The 17,981-nt window shown below is 36.5% G+C and carries 19 protein-coding genes; 17 read left to right on the plus strand and 2 right to left on the minus strand.

The features are described from left to right. Positions 1-23 precede the first annotated feature (23 nt). The 11 genes from ACTWQM_RS08960 to ACTWQM_RS09010 all read left to right on the plus strand — a co-directional run bounded on the left by ACTWQM_RS08960 (position 24) and on the right by ACTWQM_RS09010 (position 9,532). On the plus strand, positions 24-539 hold the full coding sequence (locus ACTWQM_RS08960; protein ID WP_443257847.1) for a YqeG family HAD IIIA-type phosphatase: 516 nt from the start codon (positions 24-26) through the stop codon (positions 537-539). 2 nt (positions 540-541) lie between these two features. Continuing rightward, entirely contained in the window at positions 542-1,642 is a 1,101-nt protein-coding gene (yqeH, locus tag ACTWQM_RS08965) for a ribosome biogenesis GTPase YqeH (RefSeq protein ID WP_443257848.1), read from the plus strand. Between the two features lie 10 nt (positions 1,643-1,652). Next, positions 1,653-2,498, plus strand: coding sequence for a shikimate dehydrogenase (aroE, locus tag ACTWQM_RS08970; protein ID WP_443257849.1), 846 nt, complete (start codon positions 1,653-1,655; stop codon positions 2,496-2,498). 3 nt (positions 2,499-2,501) lie between these two features. Continuing rightward, a complete protein-coding gene (yhbY, locus tag ACTWQM_RS08975) occupies positions 2,502-2,792 on the plus strand; it encodes a ribosome assembly RNA-binding protein YhbY (protein ID WP_443257850.1) in 291 nt (96 codons plus the stop codon). A gap of 11 nt (positions 2,793-2,803) precedes the next feature. Next, positions 2,804-3,373, plus strand: a complete 570-nt coding sequence (locus ACTWQM_RS08980) for a nicotinate-nucleotide adenylyltransferase (RefSeq protein ID WP_443257851.1) — start codon at positions 2,804-2,806, stop codon at positions 3,371-3,373. After that, positions 3,360-3,932, plus strand: coding sequence for a bis(5'-nucleosyl)-tetraphosphatase (symmetrical) YqeK (gene yqeK / locus ACTWQM_RS08985; RefSeq protein ID WP_443257852.1), 573 nt, complete (start codon positions 3,360-3,362; stop codon positions 3,930-3,932). The genes ACTWQM_RS08980 and yqeK overlap by 14 nt, the downstream gene beginning before the upstream one ends. A 4-nt stretch (positions 3,933-3,936) precedes the next feature. Further along, positions 3,937-4,293 (plus strand): ribosome silencing factor, encoded by a 357-nt coding sequence (rsfS, locus tag ACTWQM_RS08990; RefSeq protein ID WP_443257853.1) that lies wholly within the window; start codon positions 3,937-3,939, stop codon positions 4,291-4,293. A gap of 4 nt (positions 4,294-4,297) precedes the next feature. Then, entirely contained in the window at positions 4,298-5,053 is a 756-nt protein-coding gene (locus tag ACTWQM_RS08995) for a class I SAM-dependent DNA methyltransferase (RefSeq protein ID WP_443257854.1), read from the plus strand. A 969-nt stretch (positions 5,054-6,022) separates the two neighbouring features. Next, complete coding sequence (locus tag ACTWQM_RS09000) at positions 6,023-6,613, plus strand: helix-hairpin-helix domain-containing protein (RefSeq protein ID WP_443257855.1); 591 nt, start codon at positions 6,023-6,025, stop codon at positions 6,611-6,613. Positions 6,614-6,682: 69 nt separating this feature from the next. Further along, the gene (locus ACTWQM_RS09005; protein WP_443257856.1) at positions 6,683-7,246 is read left to right on the plus strand and encodes a ComE operon protein 2; all 564 of its coding nucleotides are present in this window, start codon (positions 6,683-6,685) and stop codon (positions 7,244-7,246) included. A gap of 9 nt (positions 7,247-7,255) precedes the next feature. Then, positions 7,256-9,532: a DNA internalization-related competence protein ComEC/Rec2 gene (locus tag ACTWQM_RS09010; protein WP_443257857.1), complete on the plus strand. Its 2,277-nt coding sequence runs from the start codon at positions 7,256-7,258 to the stop codon at positions 9,530-9,532. Between the two features lie 158 nt (positions 9,533-9,690). Here the strand turns inward: ACTWQM_RS09010 and ACTWQM_RS09015 are convergent, their stop codons facing one another. Beyond that, complete coding sequence (locus ACTWQM_RS09015; protein ID WP_092492505.1) at positions 9,691-9,825, minus strand: YqzM family protein; 135 nt, start codon at positions 9,823-9,825, stop codon at positions 9,691-9,693. Between the two features lie 414 nt (positions 9,826-10,239). Here ACTWQM_RS09015 and holA point away from each other — a divergent pair, with 414 nt between their 5' ends. Next, positions 10,240-11,259, plus strand: coding sequence for a DNA polymerase III subunit delta (gene holA, locus ACTWQM_RS09020; RefSeq protein ID WP_443257858.1), 1,020 nt, complete (start codon positions 10,240-10,242; stop codon positions 11,257-11,259). 125 nt (positions 11,260-11,384) lie between these two features. Here the strand turns inward: holA and rpsT are convergent, their stop codons facing one another. Further along, entirely contained in the window at positions 11,385-11,651 is a 267-nt protein-coding gene (rpsT, locus tag ACTWQM_RS09025; RefSeq protein WP_443257859.1) for a 30S ribosomal protein S20, read from the minus strand. Between the two features lie 253 nt (positions 11,652-11,904). Between rpsT and gpr the strand changes: the two genes are divergently transcribed. The 5 genes from gpr (at position 11,905) to hemW (ending at position 17,956) form a co-directional block, all read left to right on the plus strand. Next, positions 11,905-12,999, plus strand: a complete 1,095-nt coding sequence (gene gpr, locus ACTWQM_RS09030) for a GPR endopeptidase (protein ID WP_443257860.1) — start codon at positions 11,905-11,907, stop codon at positions 12,997-12,999. A 110-nt stretch (positions 13,000-13,109) separates the two neighbouring features. Next, a complete protein-coding gene (gene spoIIP / locus ACTWQM_RS09035) occupies positions 13,110-14,306 on the plus strand; it encodes a stage II sporulation protein P (protein WP_443257861.1) in 1,197 nt (398 codons plus the stop codon). Between the two features lie 11 nt (positions 14,307-14,317). After that, positions 14,318-14,620, plus strand: a complete 303-nt coding sequence (locus ACTWQM_RS09040) for a hypothetical protein (protein ID WP_443257862.1) — start codon at positions 14,318-14,320, stop codon at positions 14,618-14,620. A gap of 137 nt (positions 14,621-14,757) precedes the next feature. Continuing rightward, on the plus strand, positions 14,758-16,566 hold the full coding sequence (gene lepA, locus ACTWQM_RS09045; protein WP_443257863.1) for a translation elongation factor 4: 1,809 nt from the start codon (positions 14,758-14,760) through the stop codon (positions 16,564-16,566). Positions 16,567-16,795: 229 nt separating this feature from the next. After that, a complete protein-coding gene (gene hemW, locus ACTWQM_RS09050; RefSeq protein WP_443258107.1) occupies positions 16,796-17,956 on the plus strand; it encodes a radical SAM family heme chaperone HemW in 1,161 nt (386 codons plus the stop codon). Positions 17,957-17,981: the final 25 nt, after the last annotated feature.

Raw genomic sequence — 17,981 nt, forward strand, 5'->3', positions numbered from 1 at the left:
GTTAATATGAAGAGGTGTATCTATTGTTAAAAAAATTTTTGCCAAATGAACATGTAGAAACTATATTTGATATACATCCAGCCCTGCTGCGAAAGAAAGGTATTAAAGGAATCATTACTGATTTAGATAATACACTTGTGGCTTGGGATGTTAAGGATGCCACTCCAGAAGTCATCCAATGGTTTGAACAGATGAAAGAACAAGACATTAAAGTAACGATTATTTCGAATAATAAACAGGAGCGCGTTAAACTATTTTCAGAGCCACTGGATACACCATTTGTATTTAGTGCCAGAAAACCATTAAGTCAGGCTTTTAAGAGTGCAGCAAAAGAAATGAAGCTGAATAAGGAAGAAATAGTAGTAATTGGAGATCAGCTTTTAACAGATGTACTTGGTGGAAACTTTGCAGGTTTTCACACGATACTCGTTGTGCCGATTGTTCAAACTGATGGAAAAATCACCCGTATTAATCGAAAAATTGAACGCCGAATATTAAGCTACATGAATAAAAAAGGTAAGATAAGCTGGGAGGAATGAGAATGGAGAAAATATATTGTCAAGGATGCGGAGCTCTAATACAATCAACCAACCCTGATGAAGTTGGGTATACACCGAAATCGACACTTGATAAGGAATCTGTTCTGTGTAAACGTTGTTTTCGTCTGAAACATTATAACGAAATTCAGGATGTATCCATGACAGATGATGACTTCTTAACAATGGTTAGCCAGATCCGGGATACTGATGGGCTTGTTGTTCACGTAATAGATATATTTGATGTTAATGGAAGTATGATAAAAAGTCTTCCCCGTATAATAGGCAACAAATCTGTTCTATTGGTTGGCAATAAGATTGATTTGTTACCAAAATCGACAAATAAGCGCAAATTAACACAATGGCTCCAAGCCACTGCTAATGAAGCTGGGATAAAAGTGGAAGGAATATACCTTATATCCTCCGTAAAAGGTTATGGTTTAGCAGAGTTGACTGAAGCTATTGAAAAATACCGAAACAAAAGTGATGTTTATATTGTTGGTACAACAAATGTGGGGAAATCCACTTTTATTAACCGGCTGATACAGCAATCTAATGGTGTGAATGATGTGATAACTACTTCCTATTTTCCTGGTACAACTTTAGGGTTTATAGAGATACCTTTGGATAGCGATACTTCAATAATTGATACACCTGGTATCGTAAATAAACAGCAAATAGCTCATTATATATCAGATAACGATCTCAAGCTAATAACACCAAACAAAGAAATCAAGCCTAGAGTATATCAATTAAATGATCAGCAAACGCTCTATTTTGGAGGTTTGGCGCGTCTTGACTTCGTTAAAGGTGAGAGGCAGTCGTTTGTCTGTTATTTTTCCAATGACTTAACGATCCACCGGACAAAGTTGGAAAAGGCTGACCAGCTATTAAGTGAACATAGAGGAGGACTTTTGTCACCTCCAGATGAAAAATCTCTTGAAATTTTACCTAAGCTGACTGAGAGTACGTACCGAATAACAGATAAACAAACGGACATCGTTTTTCCGGGACTGGGATGGGTGACTATTCCATCTGGTAATGTTACGGTTGCTGCGCACAGTCCAAAAGATGTTAATGTATCAATAAGAAGGTCATTTTTATAGGAGGACTAGTATGGAACTGAAGCTTGGGCTTGTTGGTTTCCCCGTAAAACATTCTCTTTCTCCTTGGATCCATAATCAATTTATGGAAAAATCTGGAATAGAAGGTAACTATTCCATTATGGAAATTAAACCTGATGATTCGTTCGAGCTTGAACTGGAACGAATAAAGGAGAGCCAGGTTAATGGTTTTAATGTAACCGTGCCGTATAAAAAACAAATAATAAACTATCTGGATGGCTTGGATAAAAATGCTGAACGAATTGGTGCAGTTAACACAGTTGTTTGTAAAGATGGTAAATGGGTAGGCTATAATACCGACGGAATCGGATATGTTATCGCCTTAAGAAATAAATTTCCGGAAATCTTTCACGAAAAGGCCAATAGAATTCTAATACTCGGTGCAGGTGGTGCCGCTTATGGAATTTATTATGGGTTGAAATCAGAAGGGTTTACACAGATTGATATAGCAAACCGTACACATTCTAGTGCGAAAGAAATCGCAATTCTTGGGGAAAATGAAGTCAAGACATCAATATTGACACTGGATGAAGCACAGGAAATGATAAACAGCTATAATTTAACTATTCAAACGACATCAGTTGGCATGAAACCAAATACTGAAGATACGATAATACCAGTCGAATTACTTAAGCGAAATAGTGTTGTCAGTGATATTATTTATCAGCCGCTGAACACCCGGTTTCTAATGGATGCAAAACAGGCAGGTGCATCCATACATTATGGTCATACGATGTTATTATATCAGGCACAATATGCATTTGAACTTTGGACGAATAAGAAAATACCTATTGATGAGATGGACCAGCAACTAAAAACTATTTTGGAAGGAAGATAAAGTATGCTAACAGGAAAACAGAAACGATTTTTGCGTTCAAAAGCAAATCAATTAAAGCCTATATTTCAAGTAGGCAAAACTGGTGTTAATGATAATATGATCGAGCAGATTAGTGAAGCGCTGGAAAAGAGAGAACTAATTAAAGTTAGTATCCTGCAAAACTGTATGGAAGACAAAAATACGGTTGCTGAAAAATTATCAGCTGGAACGGAAGCAGAAATAGCCCAGATTATCGGTAATAATATTGTACTTTACAAAGAGTCTCAGGAAAATAAACATATTCAGTTACCTTAAAGGAGTACAGAATGAAATCTATTGGAATATTAGGCGGTACATTCGATCCGCCACATCTTGGTCACTTGATTATAGCTGAAGAAGTACGTGTGGCACTAAAGCTTGATGAAATCTGGTTTATCCCGTCACAAGAGCCGCCACACAAAGAAAAGGCATTTATTGGGGCGCCACATCGGGTTGAAATGGTAAAAAGAGCAATCAGTAGTAATCCGAGTTTTAAATTAAATACGATTGAAGTTAGTCGTTCAGGTAAGTCTTATACGTTTGAAACAATGAAACAATTGACGAAAGATAATCCTGATATCAAGTTTCACTTTATTATTGGTGCGGACATGGTTGAATACTTGCCAAATTGGAACCATATTAATAATCTTTTAGACATGGTTATATTTGTTGGTGTTAAACGCAAGGGATATAAACTAAACAGCAAATATTCAATTGTTGAGGTGAATGTTCCGCTTATAGAGATATCTTCAACTAATATAAAAGAGCGCTTAAACAATAATACGTCAATTAAATATATGGTTCCGGACGCAGTTGAAAACTATATAAAGGAGAAGCAGTTGTATGAAAAAAGATGAAGCAATAAGTCTTGTCAAACCCCACCTGAAAACGGAGAGATTTGAACACACGTTACGTGTAGCTGAAACTGCGGTGAATTTGGCGAAATTATATAACGAACCTGTCGATAAAGTGGAATTGGCTGCAATCTTTCATGATTATGCTAAGTATTTTTCATTAGAATATATGAAGCAGATAATTAAAGAAGGACAATTGCCACAGGATTTACTCGATCATCATCATGAATTATGGCATGGACCGGTAGCTTCGGTAATAATAGATCGGGAATTTGGCATATCCGATACTGGTATACATAGTGCTATTCACTACCATACGACAGGAAAAGCAGATATGAGTAAGATGGATATGATTATCTTTACGGCTGATTATATTGAACCTGGACGATCGTTTCCAGGTGTAGAAGAGGTTAGGAATATAGCTGAAGCAGACCTGTATCGTGCCACGTGGATGGCGTTACGGAATACAATTCAATTCCTTGTCAGTAAACATGTTCCTGTTTATCCTGACACCTTTTATGCATATAATGATTTAACAAAACGTTTAAACGGAGGTATTTAACTTAATGGATAACAAAGAAATCATTCAACAAATTGCAAATGCATGTGATGATAAACGAGCAGAAGATATTGTTGCATTAGATATGCAGGATGTATCATTAATGACAGACTACTTTCTAATTTGTCATGGGAGTAATGAACGCCAGGTTCAAGCAATTGCTAGGTCAATAAAAGATACTATGGAAGAAAAGGATATTATAATTCAGCGCCTGGAAGGTTATGAACAGGCTCGCTGGATTTTAGTCGATTTGGGTGATATTGTATGTCATGTATTCCATAAAGAGGAGCGTTCCTATTATAATTTAGAACGATTATGGGGCGATGCATCAAAAGTTGAATTAAGTGTTGGAAACAATGGATAGTTCTATGACGTATCAGCAAATGGCAACCATATATGACCGGTTAATGAGCGATGCCCCATATGACCAGTGGCAGTCCTTTACCAATAGTATTATTAGCCAATTAGGGAAATCGGTCGAGACAATAGTTGATTTAGGATGTGGCACAGGCCAGATAACCACTAGATTGGCTCGCGACGGTTATCATATGACAGGAATTGACTACTCAAGCGATATGCTAAGCTATGCTGAACAGCGTGCAAGCGCAGAGAAGCTTCCTGTACAGTGGATCAATCAGGATTTAACTAATTTAAGCGGAATTATAAACCAGGATGCAGCAGTAAGCTATTGTGATGTTATAAATTATATAACCGAAGAGGACAAGCTTCGAACTGTTATTCAAAATACAGCTGATTTATTGAAAGTAGGCGGACTATTTATTTTTGATGTTCACTCCCTGTCTCATGTTGAGCATAACCTGGTAAATCAGACGTTTGGAGAAGTAAATGATGATGTTTCTTATATTTGGTTTTGCTCAGAGGGTGAAGCCCAAGGAGAAATGTATCATGATTTAACATTCTTTGTATCTGATCAGGATAAATATTCGCGATTTGATGAAATACACCATCAACGCACATACTCAATTGCTTTTTATGCGCGGGTATTAAACGATGCAGGGTTTGAAATAAAGCATTTATCTGGTGACTTTTCGTTAAAAAATGAAAATATTAATGAAGATTCAGAACGAATTTTTATAGTTGCTGAAAAACGATCGGAAAAATAAAATTTTCCGGTCGTTAGTTTTATAATTCATTTAACATTCCCAGCGGAAAATGAACGCACAAACCTTGAAGGAATAAGAAAGGCTGAAGTTAAACTACTTGAGTTGACTTTGGATCAACAGTACGTATTTGATATAAAATGCGTCACAGTGGTTGGGTGCAGTAACACCGCTTCGGAAATACACTTCGCTTTCCGGGGGCGGCTGTTGAGCCCTCTTCGTGCTGATGCACTCAGATGTCTCATCTAGGCCTCTTTTTCCCCAGGTGTGTCCGTGTATTTCCTCCGCTGGGTTTTGCTCACTTATTCAAAAGAATAAATGCATGTTGTGATGATATAAAGAAGATTTTAGACCATTTAAACCAGTAGATAGAATATGCGAGACTCCTGTGGGACAGCGAGCCTAAGAGACCCCACAGGGAGCGTTCTTTGCGAGCGATGGAGACTAAGTACGCCACATCCTGTGGCAACGTTTGCACTAACACGTCCTGTGCGTCAAAGGCTCGTGGTGAACCTTGGGTGCGCGAGTATATTCCAACTGCGTGGTTAGAGTAGCCACACTAAATACTGCGAATCGGTCATACTCAGTCTATGTTGCAGTTGATATCTTATATGTACAAAATACTTTAATCAATGTTGTCAAGGCAACAATTTAAAAACGTTCTGAGATTATCCAGATAGCTGTTTGAGCTTATTCTATAGTATACGAAAGTTGAATAATAAAGCAGTAAATCTAAACTATTGCACCTATTGGACGTGAATGTTTCAGTGGACGGGTTCCCCTTTAGTACGCTGAATTCATGAGTGATAAAACATTAGTTTGTACAATTGTTTGGCTAAATGATGATTATAAGTATTTATGAAAATCACTCGATTTTTTAATTTTTAAAGAGGATTTTTAAAAACAATGTCGAATAGATAATAATAGCTCTTACAAAACCCCTAAAAATTCCTCGAAGGATGTGACTTCAAATTGCTTGAACTTCTCAGAAAAAACATATTTCTGATTGTTATTGTTATAGTCATAAGTATTTTTTTGTTTTTTAATAATGATGATATTGAAGACAAGGCCCCCCAATCAAAATCTGCAACTACCTCTACAATTACCGAGATTCCAAAAGATCAAATTCCAGACCAGCCTTCAACAGTGATTATTGATGTTAAAGGCGAAATTACAAAGCCGGGTGTTTATGAAATAGATTCAAAGTCTCGTGTTAATGACGTAATCCAATTGGCTGGCGGATTTACCGAAGGTGCGGATCAGACAATGGTCAATCTTGCTCAAAAAGTTCAAGATGAAATGATCATCGTTATTCCCAAAATAGGGGAAACTTCAGCAGCTATACAACAAAATAATGGGAGCGGAAACGACAAAGTAAAGATAAACTATGCTACTAAAGCAGAAATAGAGGGGTTAAATGGAATAGGACCATCGAAGGCACAAGCCATTATACAGTATCGCGAAGAAAATGGGTTTTTTAAATCAATGGATGACCTGCTGATGGTTTCCGGAATTGGTGAGAAAACACTTGAAAATTTGAAGGATGATATACAAATTCCTTAGGATTATTGACCAAAGTAATCGAGTAATTGTAAACTGAAAAAATAATATAACATAAAGGTGGTTTTAATGATGGAAAGGATAACATGGGATCAGTATTACATGGCACAAAGTCATTTATTGGCACTTAGAAGTACTTGTACAAGGCTTATGGTTGGTGCAACAATTGTACGGGAAAAGCGGATCATAGCAGGAGGGTATAATGGAAGTGTTTCAGGGAGTGTTCATTGTATTGATGAAGGCTGCTATGTTATAGACGGTCATTGTGTGCGTACAGTGCATGCTGAAGCGAATGCGCTACTACAGTGTGCTAAATTTGGGGTTCCTACAGAAGGTGCAGAGATGTATGTGACACATTTTCCATGTTTGCAGTGCTGTAAACAGATTATCCAAAGTGGGATCAAAACTGTATATTATGCTGAAGATTATAAAAACCACTCATATGCTATTGAATTATTTGATGATGCTGGGGTGCAAACCAAAAAAGTTGAATTGACATATTTAGCTGTGGATACGCAATATCAGGAAAAAGAAGCATACATAAATAATCTGCTTCAAGAACTTAAATCACAAACAAACAACAAGCAAAAATATGATGCTTTAAAAATAGAAGCCCAGCATTTATTTGATTTATAAGGAGCTGACATGAAGGGGTATTGGTATGTTCCAGCATTAGGAGTTGTCAGCAGTGCGTTATCCATTATCTACCATAGTAACTGGTTTATAGTGATATTTTTTATATGGTTACTTGTTTTGTTTTTTGCTAATCGGCTGGGGAAGTTAATTACGTTAACTTCTATAGCCCTTTCCATCATATTCTTCTTTTACATCCCCGATTTAGAAACAATTCTTCAGGAAGAAGTAACAAGTTCACCGGAAACAGACTTATCGGGACAAATAGCCAGCCCCATAAATGAGTCCTCTTCCAAAATCGATTTCATAATAAAAGAATATACTTCAAACAAAAAAATACTAATTGTTTACTACAAAAATGAGCAGGATATAAATCATAATTTGAAGTTTGGGGCCACTTGTAATATTAAAGGTACTCCAGAATTGCCTAGTCAAAGCAGGAACCCAGGACAATTTGATTATCAGCATTTTTTATTGTCACAAGGGATTACACATGAAGTGGTAGTTAATTCTCTGGAAAGTCTTGATTGCAGTGGTTCATCAACTTTAAATAAAATTCATGCTATCCGAACAAGCTTAATAAATTATACAGCAGATAAGCTTAGCCACCAGACGTCAATATGGTTAAATGCACTCGTATTAGGAGACGATTCACAACTATCGGAAGAGACTGTTGAATTATTTCAGCGCTGGAACTTGTCGCATTTGTTAGCGATATCCGGGCTTCACGTTGGATTGATAGTCGGATTACTGTATTTCCTGCTTATTAAGCTTAATATCCTGACAAGGGAAAAAGCACAGTGGGTGATAATCTTTTTTTTACCATTGTACGCCTTAGTCGCTGGTGGAGAGCCGTCTGTTTGGCGAGCGAGTTCAATGGTATTACTATTTCTGTTAATAAATAAAGTGCAGTATAAATTCAGTGTAACTGATGTACTCAGTATTGTGTTTATCCTGCTGATTTTACTGGATAGATATATTATCTACAGCATTGGCTTTCAACTTTCCTTTTGCGTAACCATGGGGTTGCTTTTGTCAAAAAGATGGTTAGCACAAACAAATGTGTCTATATTTTCAATTCTTAAAATCAGCTTTCTTTCTCAGATGGTAATATTACCACTTCAGTTATTATACTTTTCCACTTTTCAGCCGCTTTCCATTTTATTGAATGTCATGGTTGTCCCTTATTTCTCGTTATTTGTTATTCCATTTATGTTCCTGCTGCTACTGATGTCTCCATTTGCTGGAGCTTTATTACCTTACCTTGAGATACTTTTTAACCGTATACATGACCATTTTATATCTTTTATTTGTCTAATAGATCAATTTGCATATTATCCATGGGTTATAGGATCATTTTCGCTCGGTGATACAATAGTGTATTATTCGGTTTTACTTATATTTCTGAAAAATCTGGAGCTTGCAAAGTTAAAACAGGCCTTTTTATATGGATGTATCCTGACTCTGGTAGTCATGGCTATTGCTTTAAAGCCGTACTTTTCTCCGGTTGGATCTGTAACAATGCTTGACATTGGTCAGGGGGATGCGATGGTTGTTGAACTTCCCTACCGTAAAGGTGTTATTTTAATCGATGCAGGTGCAAGAATGTCTTTTGAAGATGGTCAGTCTACTCCGGGTGTTTATAAACAAATTATAAAACCATACTTATTTTCCAGGGGCATTCGCGAGGTAGATGCACTGTTTATTTCACATGAAGATAGTGACCATATGGGAAGCTTACCGTTTATGTTGGATAATGTTGATGTGAAGAAGATAATTGTTAGTGAGTACTATGAATTTGACGAACAATTAACCCATCTATTAGTTAAAGCAAATGCCCAAGTTGAACGAGTTGAAATTGATAATGAAATAGTGATTGAGGAACAGGCTTTTCACGTGGTTTCACCAAATAAAGATAGACAAAACACAAACGAAAATTCACTTGTATTATATACAACACTCGGAGGAAAGTCCTGGCTTTTCACGGGTGACATTGGAAGGGAAACAGAGAAAGAAATGATTGCTTTATATCCTAACTTAAAGGTTGACGTATTAAAGGTCGCGCATCATGGCAGCAATTCTTCAACAGGACAGGAATTTCTTAAACAAATAAAGCCGGCATTTGCGCTGCTGTCTGTTGGTTTAAATAACAGTTATGGTCATCCGCACAACGAAGTAATCACAACACTTGAAGAGCAAAACGTGGCACTGTTCAGAACCGATAAGCATGGTGCAATACAATATTATTTTAAAGACGATGATGGAACGTTTTTTACGATTTTCCCATAGGCTGTAAATATAAACAAAAAGAGACTGCATGATGTCAGTCTCTTTCTTAGCAGTTAAAGAAAGTAAATACTTTCTTACTGGATAAGTGCAACGAAGATTTTCGCCATTATGGATTAACGAAAACTCTTCGTTTTCTAAGTATTCATTTAATTACTATTTTAAGAGCCAGCAACACTAATTACCGCACCTATGGTAAAAATTAGGACAAAGAAAAGAAATGAGAATCCAAAACCTTTAATTGAATCTACAACATCATTATTTTTTGACTGTACGTCTTTTTCAAATTCGTTCACATCTACCCCTCCTATACAAACTCAAGTATAAAATAAATACATAAAAAAATCTACTTGTGACCTAAAAATTTCACTCAAAATTAAAAGTCACCATATTTAGTAAGAGTTAACATCTATACTTTTGATTTTACAGGTAATTCTATAACTAAACAAACATCGTTTAAAATACAGTTTCTAGGGCTGAATTTTAAGCGTTTATATAGATTACGGAGGGGAATTATTAATTTAATTTCCCTCTTTCCTTTAGAATGTTGTACATAAAATTTTGGCATTCACCACAAAGGATAGGCAAATACCAAACTTTCTAATCAAAAACAACAACGATCATATGGAAAACGGCCTTCTTAAAAAAAACCTCTTGCTATTCCATGAGATACGTTTTACGATTGTTTATATCGTATTGGAGTGAATAGTATGGCATACTCAGATGTGTTACAGCAAGTAAAAAAGATGCAAATAAAACCAGTATATTTATTATATGGAACAGAATCTTATTTCATACAAAATATTACGAAATACATAACAAAAGCAGTGTTACCAGATGAGAACAATGATAATTTATCTACGTATGATTTGGAAGAGACACCAATTCAAGAGGTAATCGCTGACGCTGAAACCTACCCGTTTTTTGGAGAAAAAAAGTTAATTATCGCTAGTAATGCTTCGTTCCTAAAGGCTAAGCCTGATAAATTACCCTTTGAACATGATTTAGAAGTGTTAAGCCGTTACTTACTAGAACCAGTGGATTATTCAGTAATCGTACTAATCGCGCCATATGAGAAAATTGACGAACGAAAAAAAGTAAGTAAGGCGCTTAAAAAGAATGGCGTTGTCGCAGCTTGTAACCCAATAAAGGATTATGAACTAAGGAGCTGGATAACAAATCTTGCTGGAAATTTGAAAATTACTATTGAAGAAGATGCCTATGAAATGCTTGAGACAGAGCTTTCTACTGACCTTCATCTGTTACGAAGTGAACTTTCTAAGCTCTCATTGTATGTTGGGGAAGGTGGAATTGTTACGAAAGAAATTGCTGAAAATCTAATATCACATACCGCGAGTAACTCTTCTTTACGCCTGGTAGATGCTGTAATTGAACGTAACTTATTTAAAGCTGTTTCCATATACAAAGATTTGGAAAAGATGAAAGAGGAGCCGATTGGATTAATTGCGTTGCTGGCATTTCAATTTCGGACCATATTACGAGTCAAACTTTTAAAGCAAAAAGGGTATAGCCAGGCTCAGATGCAAAAACAACTTTCGACGCATCCATATGTAATAAAAATTGCGATGAGTAGGGAAAGCAAGTTTACGGTTAGCAGATTGCAGGATATAATCGTAAAGTTGACTGAGGCCGATGCAAATATAAAACAGGGGAAAATGGAGAAAGAACTTGCTTTTGAACTATTATTACATGATTTGGTACAGCCATAAAATATTAAATTAGAAACTAAGGCGCAAAGCCTTAGTTGCACTTATGTGGAGCACTTACTTGTCTGCTAAATAAACGAAAAACGATCCTTTAACAGGGATCGTTTTGTTTATTTGCGCCTTTGTTTTTATGCACTTAGCTCATTTACTTTTTTGCTTAAGCGAGATTTTTGGCGATCACCTTTATTCTGATGGATTACACCTTTTTGTACAGCTTTATCAATTTTCTTAGCTGTTGTTTGTAAAGCAGATTTTGCACCTTCTACATCTTTTGCTTCAACCAACTTCTCTACGCGTTTGATTTGTGAACGCATATCTGATTTATATTGCAGGTTTTGATCATGTTTTGATTTATTTGTTTCTACTCGTTTGATTGCAGATTTAATATTAGCCATTGTTTCACCTCCTAAACAAACACCTTATCATTACATTATTAGAAAACTTGGCATACGACAAGCCTTAATATAATAAGTCTTAGTTGCACTTATACAGTAAGAAAGGATTTATCTTCTTAACTACTAACAAATGACATTTTACCAAACGAGTACAACCTTTTCAATAGGTTTATTTCGCTCTCGTATGTTTTTTATTGAAATAGTTAAGCCTATAGGTAGAAATAGCCTATAAAAGTAAAAAGGAGTTTCGATAATGAAAGAAAATGATGAACAATATCAGGTTCGAACAGATCTTGCCGTAGAGGCTAAGGAAATGTATGTAGAGAAAGAGAAAGAAAAGAAGCAATTGGAAGGAGTTAAGGTTAAAGAAAGACAAGAAGACAATATAACTGTATCTTACGTTGAAGTAGATGCTAAAGGCGAAGAACTAATTGGTAAAAAACCAGGAACATATATCACGATTTATGCTGATGGTGTTAAAAAGCAGGATACGAAGCGACAGGAATCAGCAGCAAAGATATTTGCAGGAGAACTGGAACAATTACTCGAGAAAAATAAGGTTCCATTGGATGGGCATGGTTTAATCGTGGGACTTGGAAATTGGAATGTAACACCAGATGCATTGGGTCCAATGACAATAGACAAAGTTATGGTGACGAGCCATTTGTTTCAATTAGAGCATGAATCTGTGTCGGAAGGTTACCGTCCCGTCGCAGCAGTCACTCCTGGAGTAATGGGAGTGACCGGAATGGAAACAAGTGATATTATTTTTGGTATTGTAGAGAAATTTAATCCTGACTTTGTTATTGCAGTTGATGCACTTGCCTCAAGGTCGATCGAACGTGTGAATGAGACCATCCAGCTATCTGACACGGGGATACATCCAGGTTCTGGTGTTGGCAACAAACGTAAGGAGTTAAGCGAGAAAACACTCGGAATACCTGTATTTGCTATCGGAGTACCAACAGTGGTTGATGCAGTAACAATAACAAGTGATACGATTGATTTTATATTAAAACATTTTGGAAGGGAATGGAATGAAAAAGACAACCCTTCGAAATCGTTAGCGCCTGCGAGTATGTCTTTTGGTAATAAAGAATTTACAGAAGAAGACTTACCTGATGAAGAAAAACGCGATACCTTTCTTGGGGTAGTAGGAAATTTAACAGAAGATGAAAAGAGAGCGTTAATTAAAGAAGTGCTGACACCAATAGGACATAATTTAATGGTCACTCCAAAAGAAGTAGATGGTTTTATGAAAGATATGGCTACTTTAATTGCAACTGGCTTAAATGCAGCACTTCACGAAAAAGTAACAGTAGAAAACTTCGCATCTTATACAAGGTAAGTACTCTTGTATTTCTCTATCATTTTTAAAATTTTAAAAGAATTTGTTCTAGCTTCTGAAGTTTTTTCATAGATTTTACCATTGAGGATTACTTCAGAAGGGGTGGAACCATGTATCTCGGGAATAAACATAATAACGGGAAGAAAAGGGTATTTAATCATTTCTATAAAAAAAGTGGCATTTACCTTATATGTGTAATTATCTTATTTGTTGTTATAGGGTTTTTAACTACAGTAGCACCTGCGTATCGATTCTCTTCTCATACGATAACAACCTGGACTAGTGACCTTGATAGTTCCACCTTTCTCTATCTGATGGGAATGGAGAATAGAGCATTTAAGGAAGCATATCCGGCAGATAAGGATTTGCCTAACTTGTCAAGTGTCGTATTTCAAATGGCAACAAGTATAAAACCTAATGACACACGAAGTTTACTGGGGCGAGAGTTCCCAGGACTCTCAACTTTTGAAAATGAAATAATAATTGCTGGTGAGGGGACTGATTATACCAACTTACCAGTTGAGTCCGCACCCCCTCTTGATGAAATTTTAAAAGATAGAGAAGCGGTTATCGATGAATCAAACGAACCTGAAGATACAAAAAAGGAATCTGAAACAGAAAAAGAAAACCAAGACGACCAGTTGAATACAGGCGATAAAGACGTTGTGTTTATTTATAATACTCATAACAGAGAATCTTTTTTACCACATTTGCCTGATGTCACTGACCCTGATTTGGCACAACATGGTGAAGTGAATATTACCAAAGTCAGTGATAGGCTCGCTAAATCATTAGAATCAAATGGCATAGGGTCAAGCGTTGACAATACAGATATCATGAAAATATTAAACAATAACGGATGGGAATATGGCCAATCGTATACGGCATCAAGGAAAGTCGTGAAAGAAGCCTTTGCATCCAATGAAGCGATTCAATATGTATTTGATTTACATCGTGATTCCCAACGACGGGACAAAACAACGATTGAAATCAACGGAAAATCTTATGCACGAATAGCTTTTGTAGTTGGAGCAGAATATCCAAGTTACGAGAAAAATCTATCATTGGCAAATGACCTTCATAAACTAATTGAGAAAAAATACCCGGGTCTAAGCAGAGCAGTCTTTACAAAAAAGGGCCCTAGAAGTAATGGTGTGTATAATCAGGACCTATCTCAAAACTCTCTTGTGATTGAGTTCGGAGGGGTTGACAATAATCTGAAGGAACTATATCGGACAGCAGATGCGGTTGCGGATGTATTTAGTGAACTGTATTGGGATGCTGAAAAGGTAAATAAGAATCAGTAGGAGGAGATTATATGCGTTCTCTAGTTGTTCTGTTGTTACTTGCATTGTTCTTTCTGGTTGGTATAGTAGTGGGATTAGATCGAGGAAAAAATGCAACTGACACAACCCAAAGTACTGAAAATACTATAATTCAAGAAAAAGTGGATGAAAAACAGGTTATGGCAGTGGAAAAAACAACTAGTGAAGATATAATGACAGCAGAAGCGCCAGTACATTTCACCCAGAAAATGGCTACATTCTTAGAAGCTAGTGTACAAGGATTTTATGAAATTGTCGTAGAAGTTATTTATCAGATTGTTCAAGTCTTTTTTTAAAGGGAATTCTGTTACTCACTCCTTTAGTCCTTGAATGTATGTGATGCAGTTGCTATAATCAATGCTAGTTATTGACGTCTTAAATTTGCACTTTTATTGGTGAAACGGTAAAAGACAAGTAGGAGTGAGCATCACTTATGGTGAAGAAACAAAGTAATGTACGTAATTTTTCGATCATAGCGCATATTGATCACGGAAAATCAACCTTGGCTGATCGAATTCTTGAAAACACAAAAGCACTGACGCAGCGGGAAATGAAAGAACAGTTTCTTGATGCAATGGACTTAGAACGGGAACGTGGTATAACAATCAAATTGAATGCTGTGCAGCTTCATTATGAAAACAAAACAGGTGAAGATTATACATTTCATCTAATAGATACACCTGGACATGTCGATTTTACATATGAAGTATCGAGAAGTCTTGCGGCATGTGAAGGTGCAATACTGGTTGTTGATGCGGCTCAGGGAATTGAAGCCCAGACTTTAGCGAATGTTTACCTTGCATTGGATAATGAATTGGAAATCATACCTGTTATTAACAAAATAGACCTTCCAAATGCTGATCCAGAACGGGTTGCCCAGGAGCTTGAAGATGTCATTGGGATTGATAAGGACGACGTTATTTTAGCTTCTGCGAAAGATAATATTGGGGTTGATGAAATACTGAATCGGATTGTTACAGATATACCTGCTCCTTCCGGTGATCCAGACTCCCCTTTAAAGGCACTTATCTTTGATTCACTGTATGATTCTTATCGCGGTGTGATAGCTTATGTCTGTATTAAGGATGGTTCCGTAAAGGTTGGCGACAAAATTAAAATGATGGCAACCGAAAAGGAATTTGAAGTGAACGAAATTGGTGTCTTTACACCAAAACCAGTAGCAAAAGATGAATTAACTGTTGGTGATGTAGGGTTTCTTACAGCATCTATTAAAAATGTGGGTGATACGCAGGTTGGTGATACCGTTACACATACCAATAACCAGGCTGAAACACCACTACCTGGTTACCGCAGATTAAATCCTATGGTATTTTGCGGACTATTCCCGATAGATTCAAACAAATATAATGATTTACGTGAAGCACTAGAACGATTGGAGTTAAACGACTCATCATTGCAATATGAAGCAGAGACTTCGCAGGCACTAGGGTTCGGATTCCGCTGTGGTTTTCTGGGTTTATTGCATATGGAAATAATTCAGGAAAGAATCGAACGAGAATTTAATATCGACTTAATAACAACAGCACCAAGCGTAATATATGAAGTAGAGCAGACGGATGACACGACGATAGTAGTGGATAATCCATCTGTTATGCCAGACCCGCAAATTATAAAAGAAATTCATGAACCATTCGTAAAGGCGACCATCATGGTTCCAAATGATTTTGTTGGGCCTGTAATGGAAATTGCCCAAAAAAAGCGTGGGCAATTTATCGACATGGAATATTTGGATGATGTACGTGTTAACGTCGTTTATCAAATTCCTCTTTCAGAAATTGTGTATGACTTCTTTGATCAATTAAAATCTCACACAAAAGGCTATGCCTCCTTTGATTATGATTTGATTGGCTATCATCCATCAAACCTTGTGAAGATGGATATATGGCTGAATGGTGAAACGATTGACGCATTATCGTTTATTGTGCACCGCGATTTTGCCTATGAACGAGGGAAGCTGATTGTTGATAAATTGAAAGATCTCATTCCAAGACAGCAATTTGAAGTACCTGTCCAGGCGGCAATCGGAAATAAAATTGTCGCACGGTCGACTATTAAAGCAATGCGTAAGAATGTTTTATCTAAATGTTACGGTGGAGACATAACACGTAAACGTAAATTATTGGAAAAACAAAAAGAAGGTAAAAAGCGTATGAAAATGGTAGGATCGGTTGAGGTTCCACAAGAAGCGTTTATGGCTGTTTTACAAATGGATGATGATTAATTTATTTATTTATTAAGGGATAACTTATGGCATTCCTGCTTAAAGTTCATCCCTTTTCATAATAGTAGGGAAGTGAAAATCTTTTCTTACTGTATATGTGCAATTAAGGCTTAACTGTAATAAAGCTTGTACTCCAGGGATGGAGATAAGGGGTTCTAAGAAAGTGAAATACGCTTTCGTGAGAATCCCTTTAACGTTAATCCTGGTTTTCTAAGTATTGGAGAGGATAATTGTGATTAAATCCGTTTATATTCATATACCGTTTTGTCAGCAAATTTGTCATTATTGTGATTTCACTAAGTTTTTTTATAATGAGAAATTAGCTACAGAATATATAGAGGCACTTTCAAATGAAATAAACACAAATGTTACTGGCACGAAGAACAAAGTAAATACAATATTTATCGGTGGAGGCACGCCTACCTCATTAAATATGGATCAATTACGTTCCTTAATGAAAATGATTGACCAAAAGTTTGATATTGAGAACTGTCAGGAATTCACAATTGAATCAAATCCTGGCGATTTTGATGAAGAGAAAATTAAATTGTTACGAAGTTATGGTGTCAACAGGGTTTCTTTGGGTGTACAAGTGTTTGATGACAAAATGCTGGAAGAATTAGGCCGACTGCATAAGGTGAAAGACGTATATACTACCATTAATCAATTACAGCAGCATGGATTTTATAACATCAGTATTGACCTTATTTATGCACTGCCGAACCAGACAGTCGAACAGTTTAAGAAATCGTTGGATGAAGCAGTATCGTTCGGACTGCCCCATTATTCGACATACGCCCTGCAAATCGAACCCAAAACGGTCTTTTACCAACGTCATAAGAAAGGAAAACTGCACCGACCTCCAGAAGAGTCAGAAGTGCAAATGTATGAGGTTTTAAAAGAAACGATGCGGGCAGAAGGTGTCAACCACTATGAAATAAGTAATTTTGCCAAACCAGGCTACGAAAGTCAGCATAACCTGACTTATTGGAATAATGAACATTATTACGGGTTTGGGGCTGGAGCTCACGGATATCTCCCTGGTAAACGGACAGGAAATATTAGACCGCTACCTGCCTATGTAAAAAAAGCTATGGAAACAGGGAAGCCGGTATTAAATACAGAGGAAATCAGCATTAAAGAAATGATTGAAGAAGAAATGTTTCTTGGGCTAAGGAAAATGGAAGGAATAAACAAGAATCGTTTTCACGAAAGATTCGGTTTTTCCTATGAAAAACTCTATAGAAGTGCTGTGTCATCATTAAAACGTAAAGGTTGGCTGGCTGAGAATGAAACTAATCTTCATTTGACCGACCAAGGAATGTTATTTGGTAATGAGGTTTTTGCACAATTTTTATTAGAAGAAAAAGATTTAATGCTTGTGCGTTGACAAAAAAATAAGGATTTGATAATTT

The sequence above is a fragment of the Virgibacillus sp. L01 genome (assembly GCF_052246775.1).
Lineage (GTDB): Bacteria > Bacillota > Bacilli > Bacillales > Amphibacillaceae > Lentibacillus.